The organism is Priestia megaterium, from assembly GCF_041941685.1.
Taxonomy (GTDB): Bacteria; Bacillota; Bacilli; order Bacillales; family Bacillaceae_H; genus Priestia; species Priestia megaterium_C.
Map to the genome: position 1 here is coordinate 3,211,895 of NZ_CP130958.1, position 20,444 is coordinate 3,232,338.

A 20,444-nucleotide genomic window follows, 5' to 3' on the forward strand; every position below is an offset into this window, starting at 1 on the left:
ATTTTTGAGAAGCTACATAAAATAAAAAACCCAGCACTTTCTTATAAGTGCTGGGTTTCTGCTTTATCTATTTTCGCGTATATCTTTTTCAATTTTCCGCAATGCTTTTTTTGATCCTCGCTGCAGATCATGCTGCTCTTTTCGATCTTTATAGCTAATAAATAACGAATCGAGGTCACAGCCTTCGGGATATAATTCAGCAGCTTTGATTTCAAGAGCTACTCGCTTAACGTTTACTTCAATTAACTCATTCTGATAGAGTACGACTATATTGTTTGTGTTGTCTTTAGACTTATAAACAATCGCATGATTTTCATAATCTAACAGTTTGACTCGATCTCCCATTTGGTATTCAACACGGTCTTTTTTCTTTTCTTTCAAAATAGTTGGTTTTTTTATTTTATTTTCTCTGACGACTTCTGTATCATACGATTTGCTTTCCATATAGAACTTTGCTTTTTGTAAAATCTCTTCTTCTACCTTCATCTTCTTTGAAATCCAAAGCGCATTGCTTTCTCCAGATGTTCCAATTAACAGTTGATACAGCGGTTCTAATGTTTTACTGTTGAACTGCATCGCGGCATTCATAAAGTCAGGATGAATTTCTGAGAAACGCTTAATTTCTCCGTAATGCGTGGTCGCGACCGTTATGCAGCCCATATGATAAAACTTTTCTAAAATCGCAATCGCAAGTGCAGTTCCTTCATTCGGTTCGGTGCCGCTGCCAATTTCATCGAATAGGAGCAGCGTATTGTTCGTTGCTTTTTGCAAAATAGCCGATATATTCTTCATGTGCGAGGAAAAGGTGCTCAGCGCATTTTCAATACTTTGGTTGTCGCCGATATCGACAAAAATATGCTCAAACAATGCAATTTCTGTTCCTTCATCAGCTGTAATATGAAATCCTAACATTGTAGCGAGCGTCAGTAGTCCAATCGTTTTTAAGACAACGGTTTTTCCTCCTGCGTTAGGCCCCGTAATAATTAAGCTTCGATAATTCTGACCAATTTCGAATTGAAGCGGAACAATTTCACCCGTTAACAGCGGGTGATATGCGCCTTTTAAATGGATATATCCATAATCATTAATTTCAGGTTCGATTCCATCTGCCTGTTTACTGTATTTTGCTTTGGCAAACACCATGTCGTATTGGCTAATTAGCTCTAAATTAATATGAATATCAGCTAGCTTCTCTAAAACAAATCCTGTTAAAGACGCTAAAATTTGATATTCTTCTACCTCTTCTTCTGCTTTTAAAATCGCTAGTTCTGCATTCAGCTTTGTAATAGATGCAGGCTCTATGAACACTGTTGACCCTTTAGAGGATGTTTCAACAATTGTTCCTCCAACGTGATTTTTATAGGAGGCCTTAATTGGAATCGTATAGCGGTCTCCTTTTTTACTGATGAAGAAGTCTTGAATATACTCTTTGTTTTTACTGTTTCGTAAAAATTTCGCAAGCTGTTCTGAAATCTTAGCTTCCGTTCCTTCCATATGTCTTCTGATACGCTTAAGCTCTTTGCTTGCCGCAGCGTCTACTTTTCCGGCTTTGATAGCAAAATTAATTTCCTCTTCTATATTTGTCAGTTCTTTCATCGAATGGGAATAGGAACTTAAGAGCGAAGCAAAAAATTCTTTATCCACCATATATTGTTTTACTTTTCTGCAGCCTTTTAAGAAATCGGATACTCGCATTAACTCTTCGGGCTCTAAAATCATGCCTTTTTCAAGCTTTTCGATGACTCTTCCTATACCTGAGACACCCGATAGCGGAAGGGATTTCTCAGCATCTAGAAGTCTTCGTGCTTCTGTTGTTTCTTTGAGTCGGTTTTTTACTGTTTTTAGAGATGTGCTCGGCTGAAGTTTATCCATTAATTGTTTTCCCAGCTCACTTACGCAGTGAGATTTTACGATTTCTTTTAATTCATGATACTGCAATTTTTCAAATGTCATCGTATTCATGGTTTTTCTCCTCACTATGATTTGTCATCACATATGAAGATACCTATTTATTAGAAGGCAATGAAAAAGGTAAACGAAAAAAAGCTGTGGTGATCCCACAGCTTTTTGCGTTCATAAGGTGTCTAGAGCACGTATCACAAAAGAAAGCTCTGTAAAAACAGACGCGTCTCTCACGACAAATGCCGAACCCTTTATAAAGCATTGTAGGTATCTTCATAGGCAGTGAAATAAATCCATAAGCAAATAAAGGGTACCTCTATTTTCTAAAAATACCCATCTTGCTTATTCAATTTATTTCATTCAATTGTTCCTATTTAGATACTACTCCGCTCATAAAAGCACCTCATCTATAATTTTGTTTTCATTGGCTTCTAATTTACACTCTTATCATACTATATGAAAAAGCGTACGTAAAGGAGACAGTAAAAAAGCTCAAGAGCATAACTTGAGCTTTCATGACAAAAGAAAAAAACGAAGCAGCGCCATCATTCCAACTCCGCTAATAACGGTGATGGATAAACTTTTTGTTTTCAGCGCAATCAGTAAGGTTGGAATGACTACTGTTATGACGGGCCAATTAACTTTTACGCTGTCATTTGCTTGAATGATAAAGTTTTCTACAACAAGCGCGGTTAAAATACAAATAGGAATATAGGATAGCCATTTTAATACGGGTTCTGGCAGCGCGATGTTACGTACAACTAAAAACGGAACAATGCGAGGAACTACGGTAACAAGGGCACACCCTAAAATAACGATGAGTGTTGGAAAGTGGATACTCATTTATCCGTCACCACCCCAATTGTCGCTACAATAATCGTTGAAATCAATACAGCCACATGTGAAGGTACGAAAAAAGACAGCACAATCATAGTAATCGCCATATAAAGAATCAAACGTAAGTAATGATTAAGCTTTGAAGGTAACACGCTTTCGATTTGTAAAACAAGCAGAGCTAAAAACATAGCTGTTAAGGCAAAATCAAACCCAAAGGCTTCCGGGTTCGATAGCATATGACCAAAAATAGCTCCTGTCGTACAGGCGATAATCCAGCTGACGTAAGCCGTTATATTTAATCCGTTCATCCAGCGGTCATTAATTGGCTCACCTTTTGCAATTTTACTTGAAGACACCCCAAATGATTCATCCGTTAGAAGGACTCCGATTCCGACGTTTTTTAATAACGAATATTTTATAAATTCAGGCGCGATCGTAGCGCTCAAAAGAAAGTGTCGTAAGTTTACAATAAATGTTGTAAGAATAATAGCTGAAATAGAGCTGTTAGCAACCATTAGCGCACAAATAATAAACTGTGCTGCCCCGGCATACACGAGCGCTGATAATAAAGCAACTTCCATAACAGAAAGATGCGAGGATACTCCAACAACTCCAGCGGCAAGCCCTATACTTATGTAACCTAATAGCGTGGGGATACAATCCTTAGCCCCTTGTCTGAACGTTAAATCCATTTTTTCTCTTTGCTGTACTGTTTTTTCTGCGATCACCGTACTCCCTCCTTTTCTGCTATATTATACATCTATACGTTATATTAAACAACAGTATGTTATACTATCTTTATAATAGTTAAAGGAGAACAACAATGGACGCAATTCAAGATATTATTGCTAAAAATCTTGTTAAATTACGAAAAAATCGAAATTTGACGCTTGATCAAGTTTCCGAATTAACGGGTGTTAGTAAAGCAATGCTTGCACAAATTGAAAAAGGTAAATCCAGCCCGACGGTTACTACGCTTTGGAAAATCGCCAACGGTCTTCAAGTCTCTTTTTCCGTATTTATGAAAGAAGACACCCCGGATGTACAGAAAGTAAGCATAAAACAGCTAGATCCCATCACGGACAACAAAGGTGATTACTTAGTGTATTCTTTTTTTCCTTATCATCCGGAAAAAAAGTTTGAAATTTACATCGTCACGTTAAAGCCTGGATGCGTGCATGAAGCGAAAACTCATTTAGGAGATGAATACTTACTTATTAAAAAAGGAGAATTAACGGTTCGTTTTGAAAGCGAAGAACATGAATTAGTCTCAGGAGACGCTCTGCATTTTTCAGGAAATACCTCTCACAGCTATATAAATTCTTCTGAAGAAGAAGCAAGCTTTTTTTTGCTTATGCACTACCCCGAATCATAAAAAAAGAGCGTACGGATGATCCGTACGCTCTTTTTTTAAGCTGCGTGGGCTTGTTCTTTTTTCATTTTTTTGTTTTTCATGTACCCAATGCCTACAACTGCAATGGTTAAGATAACTTGAACAGCGAGATGTAAAGCTGTACTTGGAACAAATCCGCCGATAATTTTATCTTCAACAATCATTTTTCCAGCAGACCATGCAAGCATCGCTGCTCCAGCGTAAATGATAATCGGAAATTTTTCCATTGCTTTCATAATAAAGCTGCTTCCCCAAATAATAATCGGAATTGAAATTAATACACCAATCATAATCGGGACAAATTCGTGAGCTACACCAGCTAGAGCTAATACGTTATCTAATGACATGACCGCATCTGCGATAATGATCGTTTTAACCGCGCTCCATACCGTTGCTCCACCTTGAGGATTGTCGCCGTGATCGTGATTGTCCGCTAATAATTTATATGCAATCCATACTAGCATCAAACCGCCGACCGCTCCGATTAATGGTATTTTCAATAAAGGGACAATAATAGCCGCAAATAATAATCGAAGACCAATCGCGCCGCCTGTTCCAATTAAAATCGCTCTTTTTTGTAAATCTTTTGGTACGTTGCGAGCCGCCATTGCAATAACAATTGCGTTATCCCCGCTTAAAATTAAATCAAGAAAAATAATTTGCAGCAAACCTTGCACTGATACGCCAATTAGTTCCTCCATAGTTACCTCCACCTTCTCTTTTTATGTAACGTTTCTCCTCTAAATGTCCGAGCCTTTTCCTCCCTTTTTATAATTGAATACAAAAAAGACCCTTACCAAATAAGCGGTAAAGGTCTTGCTAACAACATAATGTCGCCAACAAAGCCGAGAGATAATCTCTGTAATGACGACTTTGCTGTTAAAGCTACTCCCCTTTAGGAGATACGTTCAATTATTTGTTTGTATTTACACCACTTATACTATAGCATCTCCTACATTCTGTCAATCGTTTTTTTATGCAAAGCGATTGTCAACGCTTTCTCTCTCAATCAATTCATAGTTTGAAAGTGTAAGCTTTTCGACTTGTTCTCCGTTGACTAGCTTAATGATTCGCTGTGCCCCCATTTGTCCCGCTTCTTTATAGTAATATTTTACGGTCGTTAAGCTGGGATGAATCACACCTGTAATTTCATAGCCTCCAAAGCCGGTAATAGATACATCTTCAGGAACGCGCAGTCCGTTTAAATAAGCTGCCTTTACTGTGCCAAGCGCAATGTTATCGGTCGCACATACAATAATGGACGGATTAAATTCTTTCATCACAGCCGTAGCGGCCCCGATTGCATCGCTCATGTTAAAGCTTGTTTGATAACAGCGGATCTCGCAATCTCTGTCTTTAAGACCTTCCTTTACGCCTTCTTTTCGCTTTACACCTACAGCTATGTCTTTTTCAGTTACGCCTAAAAAAGCGATTTTTTTATGTCCTTTTTCTCCTATGTACCTTCCAATGTCACATGCAGCCTCGTAGTCTTGGTGAATTAAACTGTGGACTTCTTCATGCTGCTGTCCAATTAGCAAAACGGGAATTGAAATCGTGCGGAACGCTTCCAAATGAGCTTTTGTGATTTGAACAGCAAGAAGAATAATACCTGCTACCTTCTGCTTAGCCAGCGTATAGATATTTTCGATTTCTCTTTCTAAATCTTGATTAGAATTGGAAATAATCATTTGATAGTGGTGGTCTCTAAGTTCTTGGTCAATACCATCTAATGTGCGGGAAGTCGCAAAAGAACCCATGCGCGGAACAATTACACCAATGATATTTGTTTTTTTCGCTTTTAAGCTTTGAGCAAAAGCATTTGGGCTATAGTTTGTTTCTTTAATAATCTCTTCGATTTTTCGTTTCGTCGCATCGCTCACAGACCCTCCGTTAAGGTAGCGGGATACAGTGCTTTTTGCTACTCCTGCAAGCTGAGCGATATCTGCAATAGTTGTCATTCTCTCATCTCCGTATTTTGTTGCTGCTTCTTTCACAGTATACACGAATATCGCGTGCATATTAAGTAACTGCTTTACTTTTTGATTCATAAGCGGTATGATAACTTAAAAGTGGATAATCATTATCCACATTGTACACATAAAGCAGGAGATGATGTTTTTGCATATGAAAACAGGCGTTGAGCAATCGGTGTATGCCATTTTGCTGCTTACGTTTTTACCTGAAAAAGCTGTGTTGCCAGGAGATGTCATCAGCACTCAGCTTGGGGGTTCGCCTACGTATTTTCAAAAGCTTCTTCGCAAGCTGGTTAGCGCTGATTTACTTGCTTCCGTTCCTGGTAGCAAAGGTGGATTTCGCTTAAAGAAAACGCCGGAAGAAATTCGTATTTATGACGTATACGTAGCCATTGAAGGTAAGCAGTCTCTTTACTCATCAAGCGGTATTTTTCACGATATGCTTAACTTAAAAGACAAAGATATTTGCTTATTATCTGATTTAATGGAAGAAGCCGAATCTTCGTGGCAGTCTATCTTAAAACGGCAAACCATTGCTACGCTCACAAATGAAATTAACAAAAAATGTCCGAAAGAAAACCTGGACATGTTAAAAGCAACAGTAGAAGAAAAAATGGTGCTGTAGCACCCAAAGGAGATCATCATGGAAAACTTAAATAGATATTTTGATTTATTCGATCAATCACGTACAAGCGAACAAGCATTTGAAGAATTAGTAGGGCTTTTTTCAGACGATATCGTATTTGTCTTAAACGGCCACGAAAAGCAAGGCATTGAAAACTGGAAGCTGTTTGTGAAAATGGTGTTTAAAGAAAATGCTGATATTAAGCATATGTTCGAAGGCTGGAAAGCAGTTGAAGGTACAGATAAGTTTGAAACGCCTTGGGCAGTATGCGGAAAACGTGCATCTGGCAACGTATTTACTCAAACGGGAAAAGATATTGCTAAGCTAGATGAAAACGGGAAAATCAGCTATTTAGAAAACGTACCTGACGATACAAACATGTTTGATACGTATAAAAACTAATATAAAAAAAGAAGGGCTCTTTTAGCCCTTCTTTTTTTATGGGGCAAATCCCTCTTGAGAAAGATAAATCATTGAAGAAGGATAAAATTTTTCAAAATAACGAATGGCTTTGATATGAATGTCTTTGTCATACCAGTCTAGGAAACCGTGCTCCTCAAATAGTTCCGGCATCCCTAGCCTTTTAGACGTTTTACCTAAGGAACCGTCTCCTAAGTACATCGTATCTATACAAATCCTGTCCATCATTCCTTCTATTTTTTCAGGGAATTCAGGCGTAAAAGGAAGCATTGGAGCAATCGTTACCTGCGTGGAAATTCCGCTTTCTTTTACTTGTTTTAATGCGTTCATACGAAGTTTCATCCCTGGAGCATAAGGAGAAAAAATTTGTTTTACATCTTCTCGGTCCGTTTCGACTGTCATCGATACGCGAAGGTTACATACTTCTTGAAGCTCTAAAAGCAAATCAATATCCCTCGTCACAAGGGGCGACCTTGTTTGAATCAATAAAAAATCCGGCGGATGATTGATCATCGTTTCTAAAAGGGTACGCGTGATGCCCGCTTTACGCTCAGCCGGCTGATAGGGATCTGTCGCTGAAGACATAAAGATGCGCACCGGCTGCTCTTTTTTTCGCAGTTTTTGTATTTCTTTTTGATAGACTTCAGCTGCGTTGACTTTAAGCTCTAGCCAGGTCCCCCACTCCATCTCTTTAAAACGCTGAATTGGCAGCTCTCGCACGTAGCAAAATTTGCAGGAAAATGCACATCCGGCATACGTATTTAAACTATGAGTATAACCAGATGCCAAAAAGCCGGTCGCTTTTGTTAAAATACTTCTCGAAACCACGTCTCTTTTGTTCATCTTTCTCACCTCTTTGTCCAATAAGTATATCAAGTTCGCAAATGAAAAAACTACTTTCCACATGGAAAGTAGCCCTTTATGTTTTCAATTCATCAACTTTGATTTTCTTTCTTTTCACTTGTCGTTTCAAGTAAAGAGGTTAAATATGAATTTAACTCAAATTGGTCCTTTTCAATAAAATCAGATAATACCGGCTGCTCTTCTTTTCTCATCTTTCTCCACTCCTTTTGTTTTTTATGTATGTGTTTTCATTCATCAATGGATAAAAGTAATGTACTTAACTCTACCCGTATTAAAACAAAAATAATCATGGTATTTTATACTATTTTTTAATTTATGCACGTTTCATTTGTATATTTTTTACAATATCACGCACATTAATAGCAAGATTAGCAAACGTATCTATTCTACTATGCAACATGAGAGGAATTTCATCATGACGATTCACAAATCAAACGATTGTTCTAGTCTAGCTGAAGTAGTTGACCGCATCTTAGATAAAGGCGTGGTAATCGACGTATTCGCGCGTATTTCCGTTATTGGTATTGAATTAATTACCATCGAAGCTCGAATCGTTATTGCCAGTGTGGACACATGGCTGAGGTATGCCGAGGCAGTTCGGCTGCTTCATAATGAAAGAGAAGATTTTCTTTCTTCGAATAACGGCGGAAAAAAACTTGAACAGCTAAACCTTTTACAAGATTTAGATTTATAAACTCATAAAGGTGGATTAGAGAAGTGAAAGTAGCCGAAATCATGGAATCCGTGACTGATTTTTTTAAAGAACACGTTGCTCCTCCTCACCGAATTATTTCGTATGAATCGATTCAAAATGGAGGATGGAAAATAACACTTGAAGCATTTGAAGAACAGGAGTATATGAGGCGCTATGCAAAAGATGAACTGCTTGGTATCTATGAAGTGCTGGTCAATAAGCAGCATAACATTACGTCTTTTTCACGCACCAGCCTGCGCTATCGAAGCTCTCCAGCAGAGAAGTAAGCTGATTATTTTAATGGAAAGGAATGAAACAGAAATCGATGAGTGAAGAAACGGGCATTTATGTTTTTTGCAGTATTCCCGCCACCGAGGCGCATGCGTTTGGCAGCGTCACGATTGATCATCAAGAAAGAGCTACTTTTACCATTCATTACCGAGATGCAGCTATCGTGGCTGCTGCCTTTCCTCTTAAAATTTATCATCCTACAAAAGAGAACGTCACAGCGCACCAGCAGGTGATTTCCAAAGTAATGAATGAGCATGATTCGGTCATTCCAATCAGCTTTGGCAACGTGTTTCATAGTCAACAAGATGTTGAAATGCTGTTAGAAAACTTATATCCACAGTTCGCCTCCCTTTTCCCACAGTTAAAAGGAAAAATAGAAGTCGGACTAAAAGTAATTGGGAAACCGGACTGGCTGAAACAAAAAGTGAATCAAGATTCTTCTTTGCAGCAAGTGCGAAACCCGCGTTCTGCCAGTAATGATTTTTATAAACAAATTGCCCACGGAGAAACAGCTCAGAAATTCTTTTTAAAGCTGCAGCACGACTGTAAAAACGAACTGTATGAACAGTTAGAACCGATAGCTGAAGCGTCTAGGCTAAACCCTCCTATTGTTGAAACGATGCTTTTGAACGCTTCTTTTTTAATTGATCGAAAAAAGAAGCGCAGTTTGATGAACGTGTAAACGATCTATATGAAAAATGGAAGCACAAAGCAGATTTTAAATACTCCGGACCGTGGGCTGCTTATAACTTTATTAATATCCAACTAAAAGTAGAAGAGAATGTATGATTCATAAACTGCTGCTGTCTCCTGTTACGCTCATTGTAAAAGTCGGACAGAAAATCAAGGAAGAAGCGGATAAAGAACTTTACGATGTCTCTTTTATTCAGCAAAAAATCGTTCATCTTCAAATGATGTATGAGCTTGGAGAAATACCAGAAGATGCATATATGGAAAAAGAAAAAGAACTGCTGCTGAGGTATGAAGCAGCAAAAGAATATGAATTAAAAAGATGGGAATCAATGACGAAGAAACAAAAGTGAGGTTAAAAGATGGAAAAGCTCATTTATTTATATGGTCTAGTTCCAACCGAAGAAGCTAAGGAAATGCCCTTTCCTTCACTTGAAGGCATGGATGAGAACAATCCTATCTATGCTCTTTGCTTTGATGACATTACCGCGTTTGTATGCGACTTGCCAAGCGCTCAGTATTCAGAAGAAGTGCTGAAAGAAAAAATAGAGAACGATATGAAATGGCTGCAGGACAAAGCCATGCATCACCATGAAACGCTTCTTTTTTTACATAGCCGCTACACGCTTCTTCCAATGAAATTTTGTACGGTATATAAAAGCAAGGATAGCTGTCACAAAAGTATTGCTGATAACAAAGAAAAAACCCTCTCTTCTCTTCAGCTTTTGAAAAAATCTGAAGAATGGAATATAAAAGTGTATGCCCATACGAATTCTTTAAAGAAGTATCTGCTAACGAACAATGAAACGATCCAAAAGAAAAAAGAAGAAATAACTACGCTGCCTCCAGGCAGGCAGTTTTTTGAGCGTAAAAAGATAGAAAGGCTGATCGAAGAAGAAACAGAAAAAGAACAGCTGTCGCTTTGTGATCATTTACACAGTGAGATAAGCCCCTGCGCCGCTTACCACACAATCAAAAATAACTGGAGTCAAAAAATAACCGGCGAGAGCTACAGCATGTGCTGGAACAGCATCTACCTTCTTTCAAAGAACAATGTAGAATCGTTTTTAAAAGCCATTAGCGACAAGCAAACGTTTTATAGTGAAATGGGACTGAACATCGAAGTAACGGGACCATGGCCTGCTTATCATATCGACACTCTGCGCTCGGAGAAAGATGCGGGATGACATCGCTGCGAAAACAAACGCTGGAGCAAAAAGACATCGCCCTCATTGATATATTAGATGTGATCCTCGATAAAGGAATTGCCATTAAAGGTGATTTATTGATTTCAATTGCTGGAATTGATTTAGTCTATCTTGATTTGCGGGTATTGATTTCTTCTGTAGAAACGCTGATAGGCTCTCATGACCGTCAAATCATTTCTTCTCAGCAGCTTGAACAGGAAACGGAGGCATTGCAAAATGGAAAACAACCTCAAACGAAACGGCCGCATTGAGCTGCGTGCGGAAAATGCTGAACAAGGCCTAGCGCAGCTTGTTTTAACCGTCATTGAATTACTGCGGCAGCTCATTGAAAAACATGCGATTCGTCGAGTCGACAGCGGAAACCTGACGGACGCTCAAATCGAAGACCTGGGCGTGGCGTTGATGAAGTTAGAGAACAAAATGGAGGAGCTAAAATCAGTCTTTAACTTTACAAATGAAGATTTAAATATTGATCTAGGTCCCCTAGGAAAAGTTTTATAACAAGGAGTGAAAAAATGGCGGCGGAACATAACGGGCAGCTGGGCACCATTGTAGAAGTATTGGAAAAAGTATTAGATAAAGGTCTTGTTATTGCTGGAGATATTAAAGTGCAAATTGCTGATGTTGAACTCTTAACAATAAAAATCCGGCTGCTTGTCGCTTCTATTGATAAAGCAAAAGAAATTGGCATGGACTGGTGGGAAACAGACCCTTACCTATGTTCAAAAGCAAATCAGTCTTATCAAAAGCTCCAGTCGGAAAATGACAGTTTAACGCAGCAAGTGGCATCTTTAACGCAGCGAATTCAAGATGATTTGCTTTCGCTTGATTAACAGCTCACTTTATATAAGGAGGAATAACAAACATGAATCATGAACAAAAATCTACGCTGTCTCCTATTTCACAAGAGCAGCAAAGCCCCGATACTCAGCTAACGGAAAAAGAAGAGCGTATGCCGGAGTATACGCATACTTCACTTAATCCAGATTCATAGAACCAAAAGAGAAATGCCGCGGCATTTCTCTTTTTAATGTTTTTACACTTTTCCTTATTAATCATGACATTGAAACAAATGGAGGTAAATACAATGAACATAGCGAGTGAGTACCATTATCTATCAATTACAAAGGAGAACGAGCATGAATAAAAAAGCATTTGGAGTAGTCTATGCTCTTTTAACGCTGTTCATTTTAGGTGGCTGCAGTACCGAAGACGTCTTGGGTATTAAAGGATACAAAAACGAAGGCGCAAGCGGAATTCGGTGCCGGTGAAAACATGGAGTTTGAAGCAAAATAAGGAATGTACAATTAGCAAAAGCCCCCTTTATTAAAAGAGGGCTTTCTCTTATTATATGAAGAACTACCTTGTTACCTGCAGCTAAAGGTTTGGATTTGAGGCCAGACTTTCAGAATGCAGTATATTTTCTAAGCTATCTATCCGTTATAAACGCTAGCGCATGTTCCGGGCTTTGGCTCGTAGTAACAGTGATTTTTGTATTGACCAGAAGCGGGTTGACCGTACCAGGTTGGAGGGCATGGAGCGGATGGATTAAAGTACCACAGTGCATATTTCCCCGGGTGTTCTCTCCAATAATCCAAATTCTTTTTGGCTAACCTTTTTTCAACACCTCTTGCTCTTTGATAAAATACGTTTCCTTTTTGAACAGCCTCGAACGAATAGTTGCCTCCTTGCACCTGATAAATAACTTGCGGAACGGATCTTAAATTCTTGAAATCTAAACAGTTTGCTTTAAGACGATTTACAATGACATTTCCAACATACAGCATTCCTTGTTTTCCTTCGCCTTCAGCTTCTGCTCTCATCATCCTTGCCATTAAAGCAACGTCTGAATCTCGATAATTTACTCTTGGCATTTTTTCACCCCAAAATATACTATGAAAAAAGGACGCTCTTGATGTCACTGTCCCTAAAATAACAATAGCTGGATGTTAAATACACGATGAGCACACTGACACTACAGAAAGAGTTTTTATTACGAAAAGCTTATTCTTTTTCATAATAAAGCTGGGCAATTTGCCCGTACTGTTTTATATCGGTAAGCTTCAAGTTCATTTCGGGAATTCCTCGTTTAAACAGCGGAATACCAGCCCCAAGCAAAACGGGAATGACCGATATAATAAATTCATCCACTCTCTTTGCTTTTAAGAAATCAGCGAGAATATCAGCGCCTCCCACCAGCCATATTTTTTTAGTTTCTTGACTGAGGTTGTTGAGAAATGACGCCACGCTTTCGTTTATAAACTCTGCATACTGATCTTTTCCTTGAGCTGAGCGGCTAAACACGTAGCATTTTTTATGGAGGTACGGAAACTCAGGTGTGAGCTTCAGCACGTGATCGTACGTAGCTTTTCCCATAACGACCGCATCACACGTTTGATAAAACGCTTCGTAGCCATTGTCTCCCTCTCCTTCTACGCTTTCCAGCCAGTCAATCTCTCCGTTTTCTCTTGCAATATACCCGTCTAAGCTTGCCGCAATATATACGACGATTTTTTTCTTCATTCCCTTTTCTCCTTTCAACTTTACTGTTTCTGTATGATATCATCTTAATACGACACTTTTTGTCATATTAAAAGAAAAAGGTGAAAATAAATGGCCAAGTCTAGACGGCTTGTTGATATGCTCATGTTTATTAATACAAAAAGAACGTTTACGGCAAAAGAACTAGCGGAGGAATTTGGTCTTTCCGTGCGGACCGTCCAGCGCTATTTACTGGACTTAAGTGAATTAGGACTGCCTCTTTACAGTGAAAAAGGACGGAGCGGCGGTTACAGAGTGTTAAAAAATCGTATTCTTCCTCCTATTTTGTTTACGGAAGAAGAAGCTATTTCTATCTTTTTTGCTTATCAAGCTCTGCAGTATTATCATGACCTTCCGTTTGATGCAGAAATTCATGGGGCTCTTCAAAAATTTTATGTGTACCTGTCTGAGGAAACAAAGAAAAAAGTAGATAAAATGAGTGCTCATATTGCGTTTTGGAATCCTAAAAGAAACCTAGATACTCCTTATTTAAAAGAGCTGCTAGAAGCAAGCCTTGCAGGAAAATATATTGAATTTCTTTATGATTCAAAGGCGGGTCAAACAAGAAAAGAAGTCAAACCCCTTGGGATTTATGCTCATAACGGTTTATGGTACTGCCCTGCCTATTCTTACGATAAGCAAAAAGTATTATTGTTTCGAGCGGATCGTATTCACTCGTTAAAGGTTTTAGAAAAAGACGAAAATATGTCTCTTACGTTAAAGGAATGGCTTGAAACAGAATCGGTAAACTCACAGCCGATTTCGTTAAAAGTAACCTTGACGCATGAAGGCGTTCGTCAGTGTAAAGGCGTTCCGTGGCTTGAAAATCATGTGAAGGTGGCGCGTGATGGAAATGGCTATATCGATACAATAACTGATGGAAATGAATTAAACTACATGGCTTCTTTTTTCTACACCTTAGGGGCTCATGCTTTTATTGAAGAACCTCAAGAGCTAATTGAAAAAATCTGCTGTCACGCAGAAGAAACGTTAAGGCGCTATAAAAATGAAGTGGGGACAAAAGACGAATAAATGGGAGAAATGAACTCGTATAAATCGCTTTAGGCACCGCGGTTGATTTCCGTGCAAGACTTCGCTTTCCACGGGCGGCCGGTGAGCCTTGCCCTCTAATCAACCGCTAGAAGCCACTAACTAGAAGCCACTAAATAGATGAAATCTACGTTCACCATATCAATAAAAAGATCCGAACGATTCATCGTTCGGATCTTCCTTCAACCAACTAAACTACTTGTATCCTAGCCTCTTTTTAATTTACCCAGCCCACACGTCTTTTGCGTATCGGCCCTTTTCTTCTAGCTGCTGCAGCCATAAGCGAGCGTCTGCTTCACTCACTTCATGAACTTCAGCATAGCTTTTCATAAGCGTTGCTTCAACGTCAGGTGCCATTTGGCTTCCGTCTCCGCAAATATAGAAGTGCGCTCCTTGATCAAGAAGTTCAATCAATTTCTTGCCGTCTTGTTCCATCACGTGCTGAACGTATGTTTTCGGCTGATTTGGCACGCGAGAAAAAGCGGTATGAAGCATAATGATGCCTTCATTTTGGGCGCTTTCAAGCTCTTCTTGATACAGATAGTCTTCATGAGGTGAACGGCAGCCAAAGTATAAATGAGCTTCTCCAAGTGACTGTCCTTGTTCTTTTAACTGCTTGCGAGCCTGCACAAAGCCTCTAAACGGTGCAACGCCTGTTCCCGGTCCGACCATGATAAGTGGCGTTTCAGGGTCTTTTGGCAGCGTAAATCCTGACTGCGGTGTGGAAATAAAGCACGTAATCGTATCTCCTTCTTGCAGCTCGGCAAGATAGTTCGACGCAATTCCTTTATATTCTCCATATCCGCTCCACGCTTCTCCTGAGACAACGCTGACCGTGATGCTTGCTTGTTTTTCATCGACACGAGGTGATGAAGAAATTGAGTAATAGCGCGGGCGTATGCTTGGCAGAAAGGCGATAAATTCGCTGAATTCCATTTCACACGCCGGATATTTTTCAAGAAGTTCAAGCATTGTTAAACGTTTTGCCAGCACTTGTTCTTTGTAGGCTTGCTTTTCAAGCAAGGCTTCAAGCTCTACTTTATGCGGCGGACAGACCGTTTTAGCAGCCATTGCGCGAAGCTGCGTGCGCGTAACAGGATCTTGAAGCTCCACGTATTGCAGAAGCTCTTCTACTGATACTGTTTTACCGAGTGGCAAATGCGCTAATTTTTCTTCTTCTGCTTCCAGACGGATTTGCTGTGATTCATCTAGGCCGAACCTTGCTGTTACACGGTTTACTATTCCTTCATAGTTGCGAGGAATAACACCTAAATGATCTCCTTCTTGATAAGAAGCTTCTTTTGGAAGTTCAATTTCAAGGTGTCGCGTGCTTCGTTCACTGCCTGGCTGTTGAAGTTCTTTGCTTGCTACGACGTTCGCTGAAAACGCACCGTGCATTTTCGCAAGCGGCATGTCTGCGGCGCTGTCGACAAATTGAAGTGAAAGCGTAAATTTATTATCTTCACTGTTTTCAATGTCTAAGTTAAAGTAGGCTGCTACATCATTCCACATATGTTCACGCCATTCTTCATATGTGCCTTCAAAGTCGTCGCTTGCATCTGCTTCACCGCGTTCAGCTATGTTTTCTGCCCCTTTAGCGGCAAGCGTTTCATCGATAAAAGCAGGCACTTTTTGATACGTAGTAGCCCAGTTTTTATCGCCGCATCCAAATACGGAGTAGCGAACGCCTTTTACTTCATCAGCAGACGCTTGGTCTAACCACTCGACAAATTGCTTTGCGTTATCAGGCGGGTGTCCGTTATAAGAAGCCGTTACAATTAAAACAGCTCCTTCACGCGGAAGATTTCCTGCGTGGGAATCAAGCGTTGCGACTTGCGGTGCGAATCCTTTGCTCATCGCAATATCAGCTAAGTCACGCGCCGTTCCTTCAGCTGTTCCCATGTTCGAACCGTATAGCACAAGCAGCGGCGTATTATGAGCATTTTCTACCTTTTTGCGTACTTTTTTAGCAGACTGTTCAGTGCTAGGTGAAGGAATGCCGCCAAGCGGAATTTTTTTCGATTTTGCTTTTACAACAAAGCCTTCAGGTTTTAACGTTAAGGTTTCTTTAATATCCAGCTCGTAGTTTGTATAATCTTCAAAATCAAAATGTTTTAGCATCATACCAAGTACAAGCGTTGCTTCATGAAGAGCGAACTGCTGACCGATACACGCACGCTGACCGTTTCCAAACGGTTTAAACGCATGCTGCGGAATTGCGCTTGGGTTTTCAAAACGCTCTGGACGGAACTCTTCTACATCGTCTCCCCAAATCGTTTTATCACGGTGAAGCTGAGGAATCAGAACCATCAGTTCATCGCCTTTTTCTAAAGGATATTCTCCTCCAAGCACCGTATCTTCTTTTGCATATAGGGAAAACGCAGGAGCCGTCGGCCATAAGCGCAGCGCTTCGTTTAAGACCATGCCTACATATTTAAGCTGTTTGACTTGTTTGTAGCTTGGAACAGGATCTACTAGAACTCGTGCTGCTTCTTCTGCTGCTTTTCGTAATACATGTGGGTTTTTGACTAAGAAATACAGCGCAAATGATAAAAGACCGCTTGTTGTTTCATGTCCCGCAATTAAGAACGTAATAATTTGATAGCGAATATTTTCGTCATCAAGCGGTTCGCCTGTTTCTGGGTCTTTTCCGTTTAGCATATGCGTTAATAAATCATCGCTTTGTTCACCGCTTGCTTTACGGTCTGCAATAATTTTATCTACTAGATCGTTCATCACCTTGATATCTTCTTGAAACTGACGCTTATTTTCATCGTAAGCTGGATCATCCGGATTTGCTCGCTGCAGCTTGTTCATCGCTTCATCTAGTGCACGCACCATGCTTGTAATAAACGGATGAGGCTGATCTCGATAAAAGCTGTTAAAGCGGTAGTTAAAGCCGCAAAGACCGATTGTATCAAGCGTTAAGCGCGTCATATCTTCCGGTACTTCAATATGCTCATCTGCATTTAGACGCTCCCACTTTTGAATAAGCTGCACGGCGATATCGACCATCATCGCATGATAGCCTTTCATTGCCTGCTGACTGAAGCTTGGAAGTAAGATATTATGCGCTTTTTTCCAATTTTTTTCGTGCGTCCAGCTTGTAAATAACCCGTCTCCTGCAAAATCACGTACAAATTTAAGCGCTTGACTTAAGTTTTTATCAAAGCGTGATTCATCGCATGCTTCTTTAATTAGACGCTGACTTGATAAGTAACGCGTTACACGGCCAGGCGCTTCGAATTTAAAGATTTCTCCTAATTCACCCGCAATTTTCATCAAAGCTTGAACTGGTTTATCTGTGTTTAATAACGGTAAATTTTTAAGCTCTCCAAACGTTTTTGGCTGAGGCATTTCTTTAATTGTCATGTTATCCCTCTTTCACTTGTTAAGTTTCATGATTGTCTGCTAAGTGCTGCCCACAGACTCTCTTCTACACCGGTAAGAAGAGAGTCAGTTAAAGATAAGTAGTCATTTTCAATCATTTCATATACTTCCATGAAACTTCCAAATAAAATAGCAATTAGCGCATTTTCAGGAAGATTTCTAATCACACCTTGCTTTTGTCCTTCTCTGAAGAACGTGCAAACAAATTCCACCAGCTTTTGATATGCTAAGCGGCTCTCTTCCGTTAAAAAAGCTCCTTGACTATGAGTTTTAATAAATCCAAGAGCACGAGGATGGTTTTTAGTAAATGTCACCATACCTTCAAAGATATGATGAAACCCATCTCGGTATCCATCTCTTTCGTTTGCCAGACCGCTTTCAATGCACTGTAAAAACTCGTTCACATGCTGCTGAAATAATTCATTTACAAGACTTTCTTTATTTTTAAAGTAGCGATAAATTGTTCCTGCTCCTACTTTGGCATTCTCTGCAATCATTGGCATCGTTGTTGCATCAAATCCTCTTTCTGCAAACAGCAGAAGCGAAGCAGAAAAAATCGCTTTTTGTTTTGTTGGAGTAGATTCCACTTTATCACCTCTTTCCAAAAAAGCGGAATGAACGTTCATTCCGCTACAATTACAAGTATAAAAAACTGCATCTTAATAGTAAAAAGATAACTGGAAAAGTGGAAAGAAAAGGTTCTTTCATTCTAATTTTATACCATTTAAAGGTAATTAACCGAGTCTTTCAGAATCTTTTGTGCTTACAGAAAATTAGTCCACTCACCCCCTCTATTAACATAAATTAACATATTTTGTTAAGGACAGAAGTTTAAAGGAAAAGCAACGTGGAAATAGAAAAGAGTTACACAAGGCGTAAAGGAGGATAAAAAATGAACCAAGCAAGAGTTATAGAATACGAAGAAATGCTTCGTTCAGCCATGCTTTCTAATAACGTAGAGCTATTAGAAGAATTACTTTCAGATGAACTTATTTTTGTGAATCATCTTGGGGAATGGTTGTCAAAAGAGCAAGATATAAATGCTCATCGTTCGAAAAGTCTTGATATAGCGGGAATCGAAGTGTTGGAACAAGAAATTAAACTGTTTCAAGAACTTGCCGTTACCGTTACAAAAGTAGCGTTAAATGGGGCGCTGGCAACCGGTGAATCGATCGGAGGCGAATACAGCTTTACACGAGTTTGGAAAGATGTTGAAGGGAAATTAAAGGTTGTTTCTTGTCACTGCAGTTCTAGCGCATAATCAACGCAGCCACAATAAAAAACATCCCTCCTTTCGTTTGCATTCGCCAAGGGGGATGTTTTTCTGCTAGTTAAAAGATTTTCTTCCTGTCTCTGTCATCTTTTAAAATCTCAACCGCCTCGCGGAACCGCTGTGAGTGAACAATCTCTCTTTCTCGTAAAAATCTTAAGCTGTCGTTTAAATCAGGATCATCTGATATATCAATTAACCATTGATATGTAGCTCTTGCTTTTTCTTCTGCAGCTATGTCTTCATAAAGATCTGCAATCGGATCTCCTTTTGCCTGTATATAAGTAGCTGTAAACGGAACCCCAGCAGCATTATTGTAATAAAGTGCACTATCATGGTTCACATAATGTTCTGCTAATCCCGCTGCCTTCAGCTGCTCCGGCGTTGCATCTTTTGTTAACTTATAAATCATCGTAGCAATCATTTCAAGATGAGCAAACTCTTCTGTCCCAATATCGTTTAGCAGTCCAACAACTTTATCGGGAATTGTATAGCGCTGATTCAAATACCGAAGTGCTGCCGCAAGCTCTCCGTCCGCTCCCCCGTATTGTTCCATTAAATATTTGGCAAGCGTTGGATTACACGTGCTTACTTTCACTGGATACTGCAATTTCTTTTCATACACCCACATATAGCTCCCGCCTTTATCTGCTTATATTTGCCATGGCCAAGGGCTTGTTCCCCAGCTCCACTTTCCGTCGGTATAGCTGTTTCCATATTGCTGGAGCGGCCCGTGCTTTGTTTCAAAGTTTCTTTTTAACTGCATAGCCTGCTGCGCGTATTCGTTAAACTGCTGCATAGCCTGCTGGTCATTTGGATGGGTATCTAAATACAGCGTTAATTCTACCAGTGCAAAATCAATAGCCTGTATTTCTTCTAAATCCTGATAGTACTCCGGAGATAGATTTTTCATTCTTCATCCCTCTTCTTATCTTTGTATGGATTTTCATAGTAGTCCCAAAAAGCCGGCCACAGCGTTCCTTTTTTTAGCGCTTCTTTCGGTGAAAACTGCTGCAGATTCGGCGGCTGAAATCCCATGTATAATTGAGGCGGCGTAGAATAATATTTCACTCCTATCGGCCGGCAAGGATCATAGATACTGTGGAAAGGTTGATAGGTCTTAACCGGTGTAAACATCTTTTTTGGATTGTTATCCATGAAAAGTCCTCCTCTAAAAACACACTCTGTTTTATCCTATTCAGCTTTTATCGAGTTCATGAAGGAATTTACTTCGGACTTAGGAACCAAACTTTTCTTCGTAAAAAAGACCTATGTAAAAAACGCTATAATTGCCCA

Annotated in this window: 27 protein-coding genes and 1 pseudogene; 15 read left to right on the forward strand and 13 right to left on the reverse strand. The window is 39.6% G+C overall.

The annotated features are described in order from the left end of the window. Positions 1-63: 63 nt before the first annotated feature. The 3 genes from Q5794_RS16800 to Q5794_RS16810 all read right to left on the reverse strand — a co-directional run bounded on the left by Q5794_RS16800 (position 64) and on the right by Q5794_RS16810 (position 3,467). On the reverse strand, positions 64-1,962 hold the full coding sequence (locus tag Q5794_RS16800) for an endonuclease MutS2 (RefSeq protein WP_374988175.1): 1,899 nt from the start codon (positions 1,960-1,962) through the stop codon (positions 64-66). Positions 1,963-2,415: 453 nt separating this feature from the next. Beyond that, positions 2,416-2,745, reverse strand: coding sequence for an AzlD domain-containing protein (locus tag Q5794_RS16805; protein ID WP_374988176.1), 330 nt, complete (start codon positions 2,743-2,745; stop codon positions 2,416-2,418). Next, entirely contained in the window at positions 2,742-3,467 is a 726-nt protein-coding gene (locus tag Q5794_RS16810) for an AzlC family ABC transporter permease (RefSeq protein WP_192994323.1), read from the reverse strand. Before Q5794_RS16810 ends, Q5794_RS16805 begins: the two co-directional genes overlap by 4 nt. 95 nt (positions 3,468-3,562) lie before the next feature. On the opposite strand from Q5794_RS16810, the gene Q5794_RS16815 reads away from it, so the two are divergent. Further along, on the forward strand, positions 3,563-4,114 hold the full coding sequence (locus tag Q5794_RS16815) for a helix-turn-helix domain-containing protein (protein WP_214985944.1): 552 nt from the start codon (positions 3,563-3,565) through the stop codon (positions 4,112-4,114). Between the two features lie 35 nt (positions 4,115-4,149). Here the strand turns inward: Q5794_RS16815 and Q5794_RS16820 are convergent, their stop codons facing one another. Continuing rightward, entirely contained in the window at positions 4,150-4,833 is a 684-nt protein-coding gene (locus Q5794_RS16820) for a TerC family protein (protein ID WP_016764850.1), read from the reverse strand. 273 nt (positions 4,834-5,106) lie between these two features. Further along, positions 5,107-6,090: a LacI family DNA-binding transcriptional regulator gene (locus tag Q5794_RS16825; RefSeq protein ID WP_025751058.1), complete on the reverse strand. Its 984-nt coding sequence runs from the start codon at positions 6,088-6,090 to the stop codon at positions 5,107-5,109. A gap of 160 nt (positions 6,091-6,250) precedes the next feature. Here Q5794_RS16825 and Q5794_RS16830 point away from each other — a divergent pair, with 160 nt between their 5' ends. Together Q5794_RS16830 and Q5794_RS16835 are read left to right on the forward strand one after the other, a co-directional pair. Next, positions 6,251-6,730, forward strand: coding sequence for an Rrf2 family transcriptional regulator (locus Q5794_RS16830; RefSeq protein ID WP_043981394.1), 480 nt, complete (start codon positions 6,251-6,253; stop codon positions 6,728-6,730). A gap of 18 nt (positions 6,731-6,748) precedes the next feature. Next, positions 6,749-7,132 carry a nuclear transport factor 2 family protein gene (locus Q5794_RS16835; protein WP_192994329.1) on the forward strand — a complete coding sequence of 128 codons (384 nt, stop codon included), beginning with the start codon at positions 6,749-6,751 and terminating at the stop codon, positions 7,130-7,132. Between the two features lie 36 nt (positions 7,133-7,168). Here the strand turns inward: Q5794_RS16835 and Q5794_RS16840 are convergent, their stop codons facing one another. Beyond that, positions 7,169-7,993 carry a radical SAM protein gene (locus Q5794_RS16840; protein ID WP_268575661.1) on the reverse strand — a complete coding sequence of 275 codons (825 nt, stop codon included), beginning with the start codon at positions 7,991-7,993 and terminating at the stop codon, positions 7,169-7,171. Between the two features lie 436 nt (positions 7,994-8,429). Here Q5794_RS16840 and gvpJ point away from each other — a divergent pair, with 436 nt between their 5' ends. The 10 genes and pseudogenes from gvpJ to Q5794_RS16890 all read left to right on the forward strand — a co-directional run bounded on the left by gvpJ (position 8,430) and on the right by Q5794_RS16890 (position 12,168). After that, complete coding sequence (gene gvpJ / locus Q5794_RS16845; protein ID WP_192994334.1) at positions 8,430-8,708, forward strand: gas vesicle protein GvpJ; 279 nt, start codon at positions 8,430-8,432, stop codon at positions 8,706-8,708. A gap of 23 nt (positions 8,709-8,731) precedes the next feature. Next, positions 8,732-8,995, forward strand: a complete 264-nt coding sequence (locus Q5794_RS16850; protein ID WP_013057922.1) for a gas vesicle protein GvpO — start codon at positions 8,732-8,734, stop codon at positions 8,993-8,995. 23 nt (positions 8,996-9,018) lie between these two features. Next, a pseudogene (locus Q5794_RS16855) lies at positions 9,019-9,788 on the forward strand (GvpL/GvpF family gas vesicle protein). After that, positions 9,785-10,042, forward strand: coding sequence for a gas vesicle protein GvpG (locus Q5794_RS16860; RefSeq protein ID WP_014459264.1), 258 nt, complete (start codon positions 9,785-9,787; stop codon positions 10,040-10,042). The pseudogene Q5794_RS16855 and the gene Q5794_RS16860 overlap by 4 nt, the downstream one beginning before the upstream one ends. Before the next feature lie 9 nt (positions 10,043-10,051). Beyond that, complete coding sequence (locus Q5794_RS16865) at positions 10,052-10,876, forward strand: GvpL/GvpF family gas vesicle protein (RefSeq protein WP_214985949.1); 825 nt, start codon at positions 10,052-10,054, stop codon at positions 10,874-10,876. After that, positions 10,873-11,148 (forward strand): gas vesicle protein, encoded by a 276-nt coding sequence (locus Q5794_RS16870; RefSeq protein WP_374988177.1) that lies wholly within the window; start codon positions 10,873-10,875, stop codon positions 11,146-11,148. The genes Q5794_RS16865 and Q5794_RS16870 overlap by 4 nt, the downstream gene beginning before the upstream one ends. After that, positions 11,114-11,398 (forward strand): gas vesicle protein K, encoded by a 285-nt coding sequence (locus Q5794_RS16875; protein ID WP_192994344.1) that lies wholly within the window; start codon positions 11,114-11,116, stop codon positions 11,396-11,398. Before Q5794_RS16870 ends, Q5794_RS16875 begins: the two co-directional genes overlap by 35 nt. Before the next feature lie 14 nt (positions 11,399-11,412). Beyond that, positions 11,413-11,730, forward strand: coding sequence for a gas vesicle protein (locus tag Q5794_RS16880; protein ID WP_192994346.1), 318 nt, complete (start codon positions 11,413-11,415; stop codon positions 11,728-11,730). Positions 11,731-11,762: 32 nt separating this feature from the next. Continuing rightward, positions 11,763-11,891 (forward strand): hypothetical protein, encoded by a 129-nt coding sequence (locus tag Q5794_RS16885; protein ID WP_013057929.1) that lies wholly within the window; start codon positions 11,763-11,765, stop codon positions 11,889-11,891. Between the two features lie 145 nt (positions 11,892-12,036). Further along, the gene (locus tag Q5794_RS16890; RefSeq protein WP_264295227.1) at positions 12,037-12,168 is read left to right on the forward strand and encodes a hypothetical protein; all 132 of its coding nucleotides are present in this window, start codon (positions 12,037-12,039) and stop codon (positions 12,166-12,168) included. Positions 12,169-12,330: 162 nt separating this feature from the next. On the opposite strand, the gene Q5794_RS16895 is transcribed toward Q5794_RS16890, so the two are convergent. Then, a complete protein-coding gene (locus tag Q5794_RS16895; protein ID WP_013083968.1) occupies positions 12,331-12,771 on the reverse strand; it encodes a cell wall hydrolase in 441 nt (146 codons plus the stop codon). A gap of 130 nt (positions 12,772-12,901) precedes the next feature. Beyond that, positions 12,902-13,420 carry a dihydrofolate reductase family protein gene (locus tag Q5794_RS16900; protein WP_192994347.1) on the reverse strand — a complete coding sequence of 173 codons (519 nt, stop codon included), beginning with the start codon at positions 13,418-13,420 and terminating at the stop codon, positions 12,902-12,904. Positions 13,421-13,510: 90 nt separating this feature from the next. Here Q5794_RS16900 and Q5794_RS16905 point away from each other — a divergent pair, with 90 nt between their 5' ends. Continuing rightward, positions 13,511-14,470, forward strand: a complete 960-nt coding sequence (locus Q5794_RS16905) for a YafY family protein (protein ID WP_214985953.1) — start codon at positions 13,511-13,513, stop codon at positions 14,468-14,470. Positions 14,471-14,710: 240 nt separating this feature from the next. Here the strand turns inward: Q5794_RS16905 and Q5794_RS16910 are convergent, their stop codons facing one another. Continuing rightward, on the reverse strand, positions 14,711-17,860 hold the full coding sequence (locus tag Q5794_RS16910; protein WP_251033994.1) for a bifunctional cytochrome P450/NADPH--P450 reductase: 3,150 nt from the start codon (positions 17,858-17,860) through the stop codon (positions 14,711-14,713). Between the two features lie 26 nt (positions 17,861-17,886). After that, positions 17,887-18,465, reverse strand: coding sequence for a TetR/AcrR family transcriptional regulator (locus tag Q5794_RS16915; protein ID WP_214985955.1), 579 nt, complete (start codon positions 18,463-18,465; stop codon positions 17,887-17,889). A gap of 305 nt (positions 18,466-18,770) precedes the next feature. Between Q5794_RS16915 and Q5794_RS16920 the strand changes: the two genes are divergently transcribed. Continuing rightward, entirely contained in the window at positions 18,771-19,139 is a 369-nt protein-coding gene (locus Q5794_RS16920; RefSeq protein ID WP_192994355.1) for a nuclear transport factor 2 family protein, read from the forward strand. A gap of 70 nt (positions 19,140-19,209) precedes the next feature. On the opposite strand, the gene cotJC is transcribed toward Q5794_RS16920, so the two are convergent. From cotJC to Q5794_RS16935, 3 genes are read right to left on the reverse strand one after another with little or no spacing between them, the layout of a single operon-like run. Then, a complete protein-coding gene (gene cotJC / locus Q5794_RS16925; protein ID WP_013083974.1) occupies positions 19,210-19,779 on the reverse strand; it encodes a spore coat protein CotJC in 570 nt (189 codons plus the stop codon). 21 nt (positions 19,780-19,800) lie between these two features. After that, positions 19,801-20,061 (reverse strand): spore coat protein CotJB, encoded by a 261-nt coding sequence (locus Q5794_RS16930; RefSeq protein ID WP_192994357.1) that lies wholly within the window; start codon positions 20,059-20,061, stop codon positions 19,801-19,803. Then, positions 20,058-20,306 carry a spore coat associated protein CotJA gene (locus Q5794_RS16935; RefSeq protein ID WP_013057939.1) on the reverse strand — a complete coding sequence of 83 codons (249 nt, stop codon included), beginning with the start codon at positions 20,304-20,306 and terminating at the stop codon, positions 20,058-20,060. The genes Q5794_RS16930 and Q5794_RS16935 overlap by 4 nt, the downstream gene beginning before the upstream one ends. Positions 20,307-20,444: the final 138 nt, after the last annotated feature.

Coding starts and splice junctions, on each gene's coding strand:
- Q5794_RS16825 (WP_025751058.1), bottom strand. CDS start 6,090: ATGACAACTATTGCAGATATCGCTCAGCTTGCAGGAGTAGCAAAAAGC.
- Q5794_RS16885 (WP_013057929.1), top strand. CDS start 11,763: ATGAATCATGAACAAAAATCTACGCTGTCTCCTATTTCACAAGAGCAG.
- cotJC (WP_013083974.1), bottom strand. CDS start 19,779: ATGTGGGTGTATGAAAAGAAATTGCAGTATCCAGTGAAAGTAAGCACG.
- Q5794_RS16905 (WP_214985953.1), top strand. CDS start 13,511: ATGGCCAAGTCTAGACGGCTTGTTGATATGCTCATGTTTATTAATACA.
- Q5794_RS16860 (WP_014459264.1), top strand. CDS start 9,785: ATGATTCATAAACTGCTGCTGTCTCCTGTTACGCTCATTGTAAAAGTC.
- Q5794_RS16900 (WP_192994347.1), bottom strand. CDS start 13,420: ATGAAGAAAAAAATCGTCGTATATATTGCGGCAAGCTTAGACGGGTAT.
- Q5794_RS16835 (WP_192994329.1), top strand. CDS start 6,749: ATGGAAAACTTAAATAGATATTTTGATTTATTCGATCAATCACGTACA.
- Q5794_RS16840 (WP_268575661.1), bottom strand. CDS start 7,993: ATGAACAAAAGAGACGTGGTTTCGAGAAGTATTTTAACAAAAGCGACC.
- Q5794_RS16935 (WP_013057939.1), bottom strand. CDS start 20,306: ATGGATAACAATCCAAAAAAGATGTTTACACCGGTTAAGACCTATCAA.
- Q5794_RS16895 (WP_013083968.1), bottom strand. CDS start 12,771: ATGCCAAGAGTAAATTATCGAGATTCAGACGTTGCTTTAATGGCAAGG.
- Q5794_RS16865 (WP_214985949.1), top strand. CDS start 10,052: ATGGAAAAGCTCATTTATTTATATGGTCTAGTTCCAACCGAAGAAGCT.
- gvpJ (WP_192994334.1), top strand. CDS start 8,430: ATGACGATTCACAAATCAAACGATTGTTCTAGTCTAGCTGAAGTAGTT.
- Q5794_RS16890 (WP_264295227.1), top strand. CDS start 12,037: ATGAATAAAAAAGCATTTGGAGTAGTCTATGCTCTTTTAACGCTGTTC.
- Q5794_RS16910 (WP_251033994.1), bottom strand. CDS start 17,860: ATGACAATTAAAGAAATGCCTCAGCCAAAAACGTTTGGAGAGCTTAAA.
- Q5794_RS16805 (WP_374988176.1), bottom strand. CDS start 2,745: ATGAGTATCCACTTTCCAACACTCATCGTTATTTTAGGGTGTGCCCTT.
- Q5794_RS16815 (WP_214985944.1), top strand. CDS start 3,563: ATGGACGCAATTCAAGATATTATTGCTAAAAATCTTGTTAAATTACGA.
- Q5794_RS16800 (WP_374988175.1), bottom strand. CDS start 1,962: ATGAATACGATGACATTTGAAAAATTGCAGTATCATGAATTAAAAGAA.
- Q5794_RS16920 (WP_192994355.1), top strand. CDS start 18,771: ATGAACCAAGCAAGAGTTATAGAATACGAAGAAATGCTTCGTTCAGCC.
- Q5794_RS16820 (WP_016764850.1), bottom strand. CDS start 4,833: ATGGAGGAACTAATTGGCGTATCAGTGCAAGGTTTGCTGCAAATTATT.
- Q5794_RS16880 (WP_192994346.1), top strand. CDS start 11,413: ATGGCGGCGGAACATAACGGGCAGCTGGGCACCATTGTAGAAGTATTG.
- Q5794_RS16930 (WP_192994357.1), bottom strand. CDS start 20,061: ATGAAAAATCTATCTCCGGAGTACTATCAGGATTTAGAAGAAATACAG.
- Q5794_RS16870 (WP_374988177.1), top strand. CDS start 10,873: ATGACATCGCTGCGAAAACAAACGCTGGAGCAAAAAGACATCGCCCTC.
- Q5794_RS16875 (WP_192994344.1), top strand. CDS start 11,114: ATGGAAAACAACCTCAAACGAAACGGCCGCATTGAGCTGCGTGCGGAA.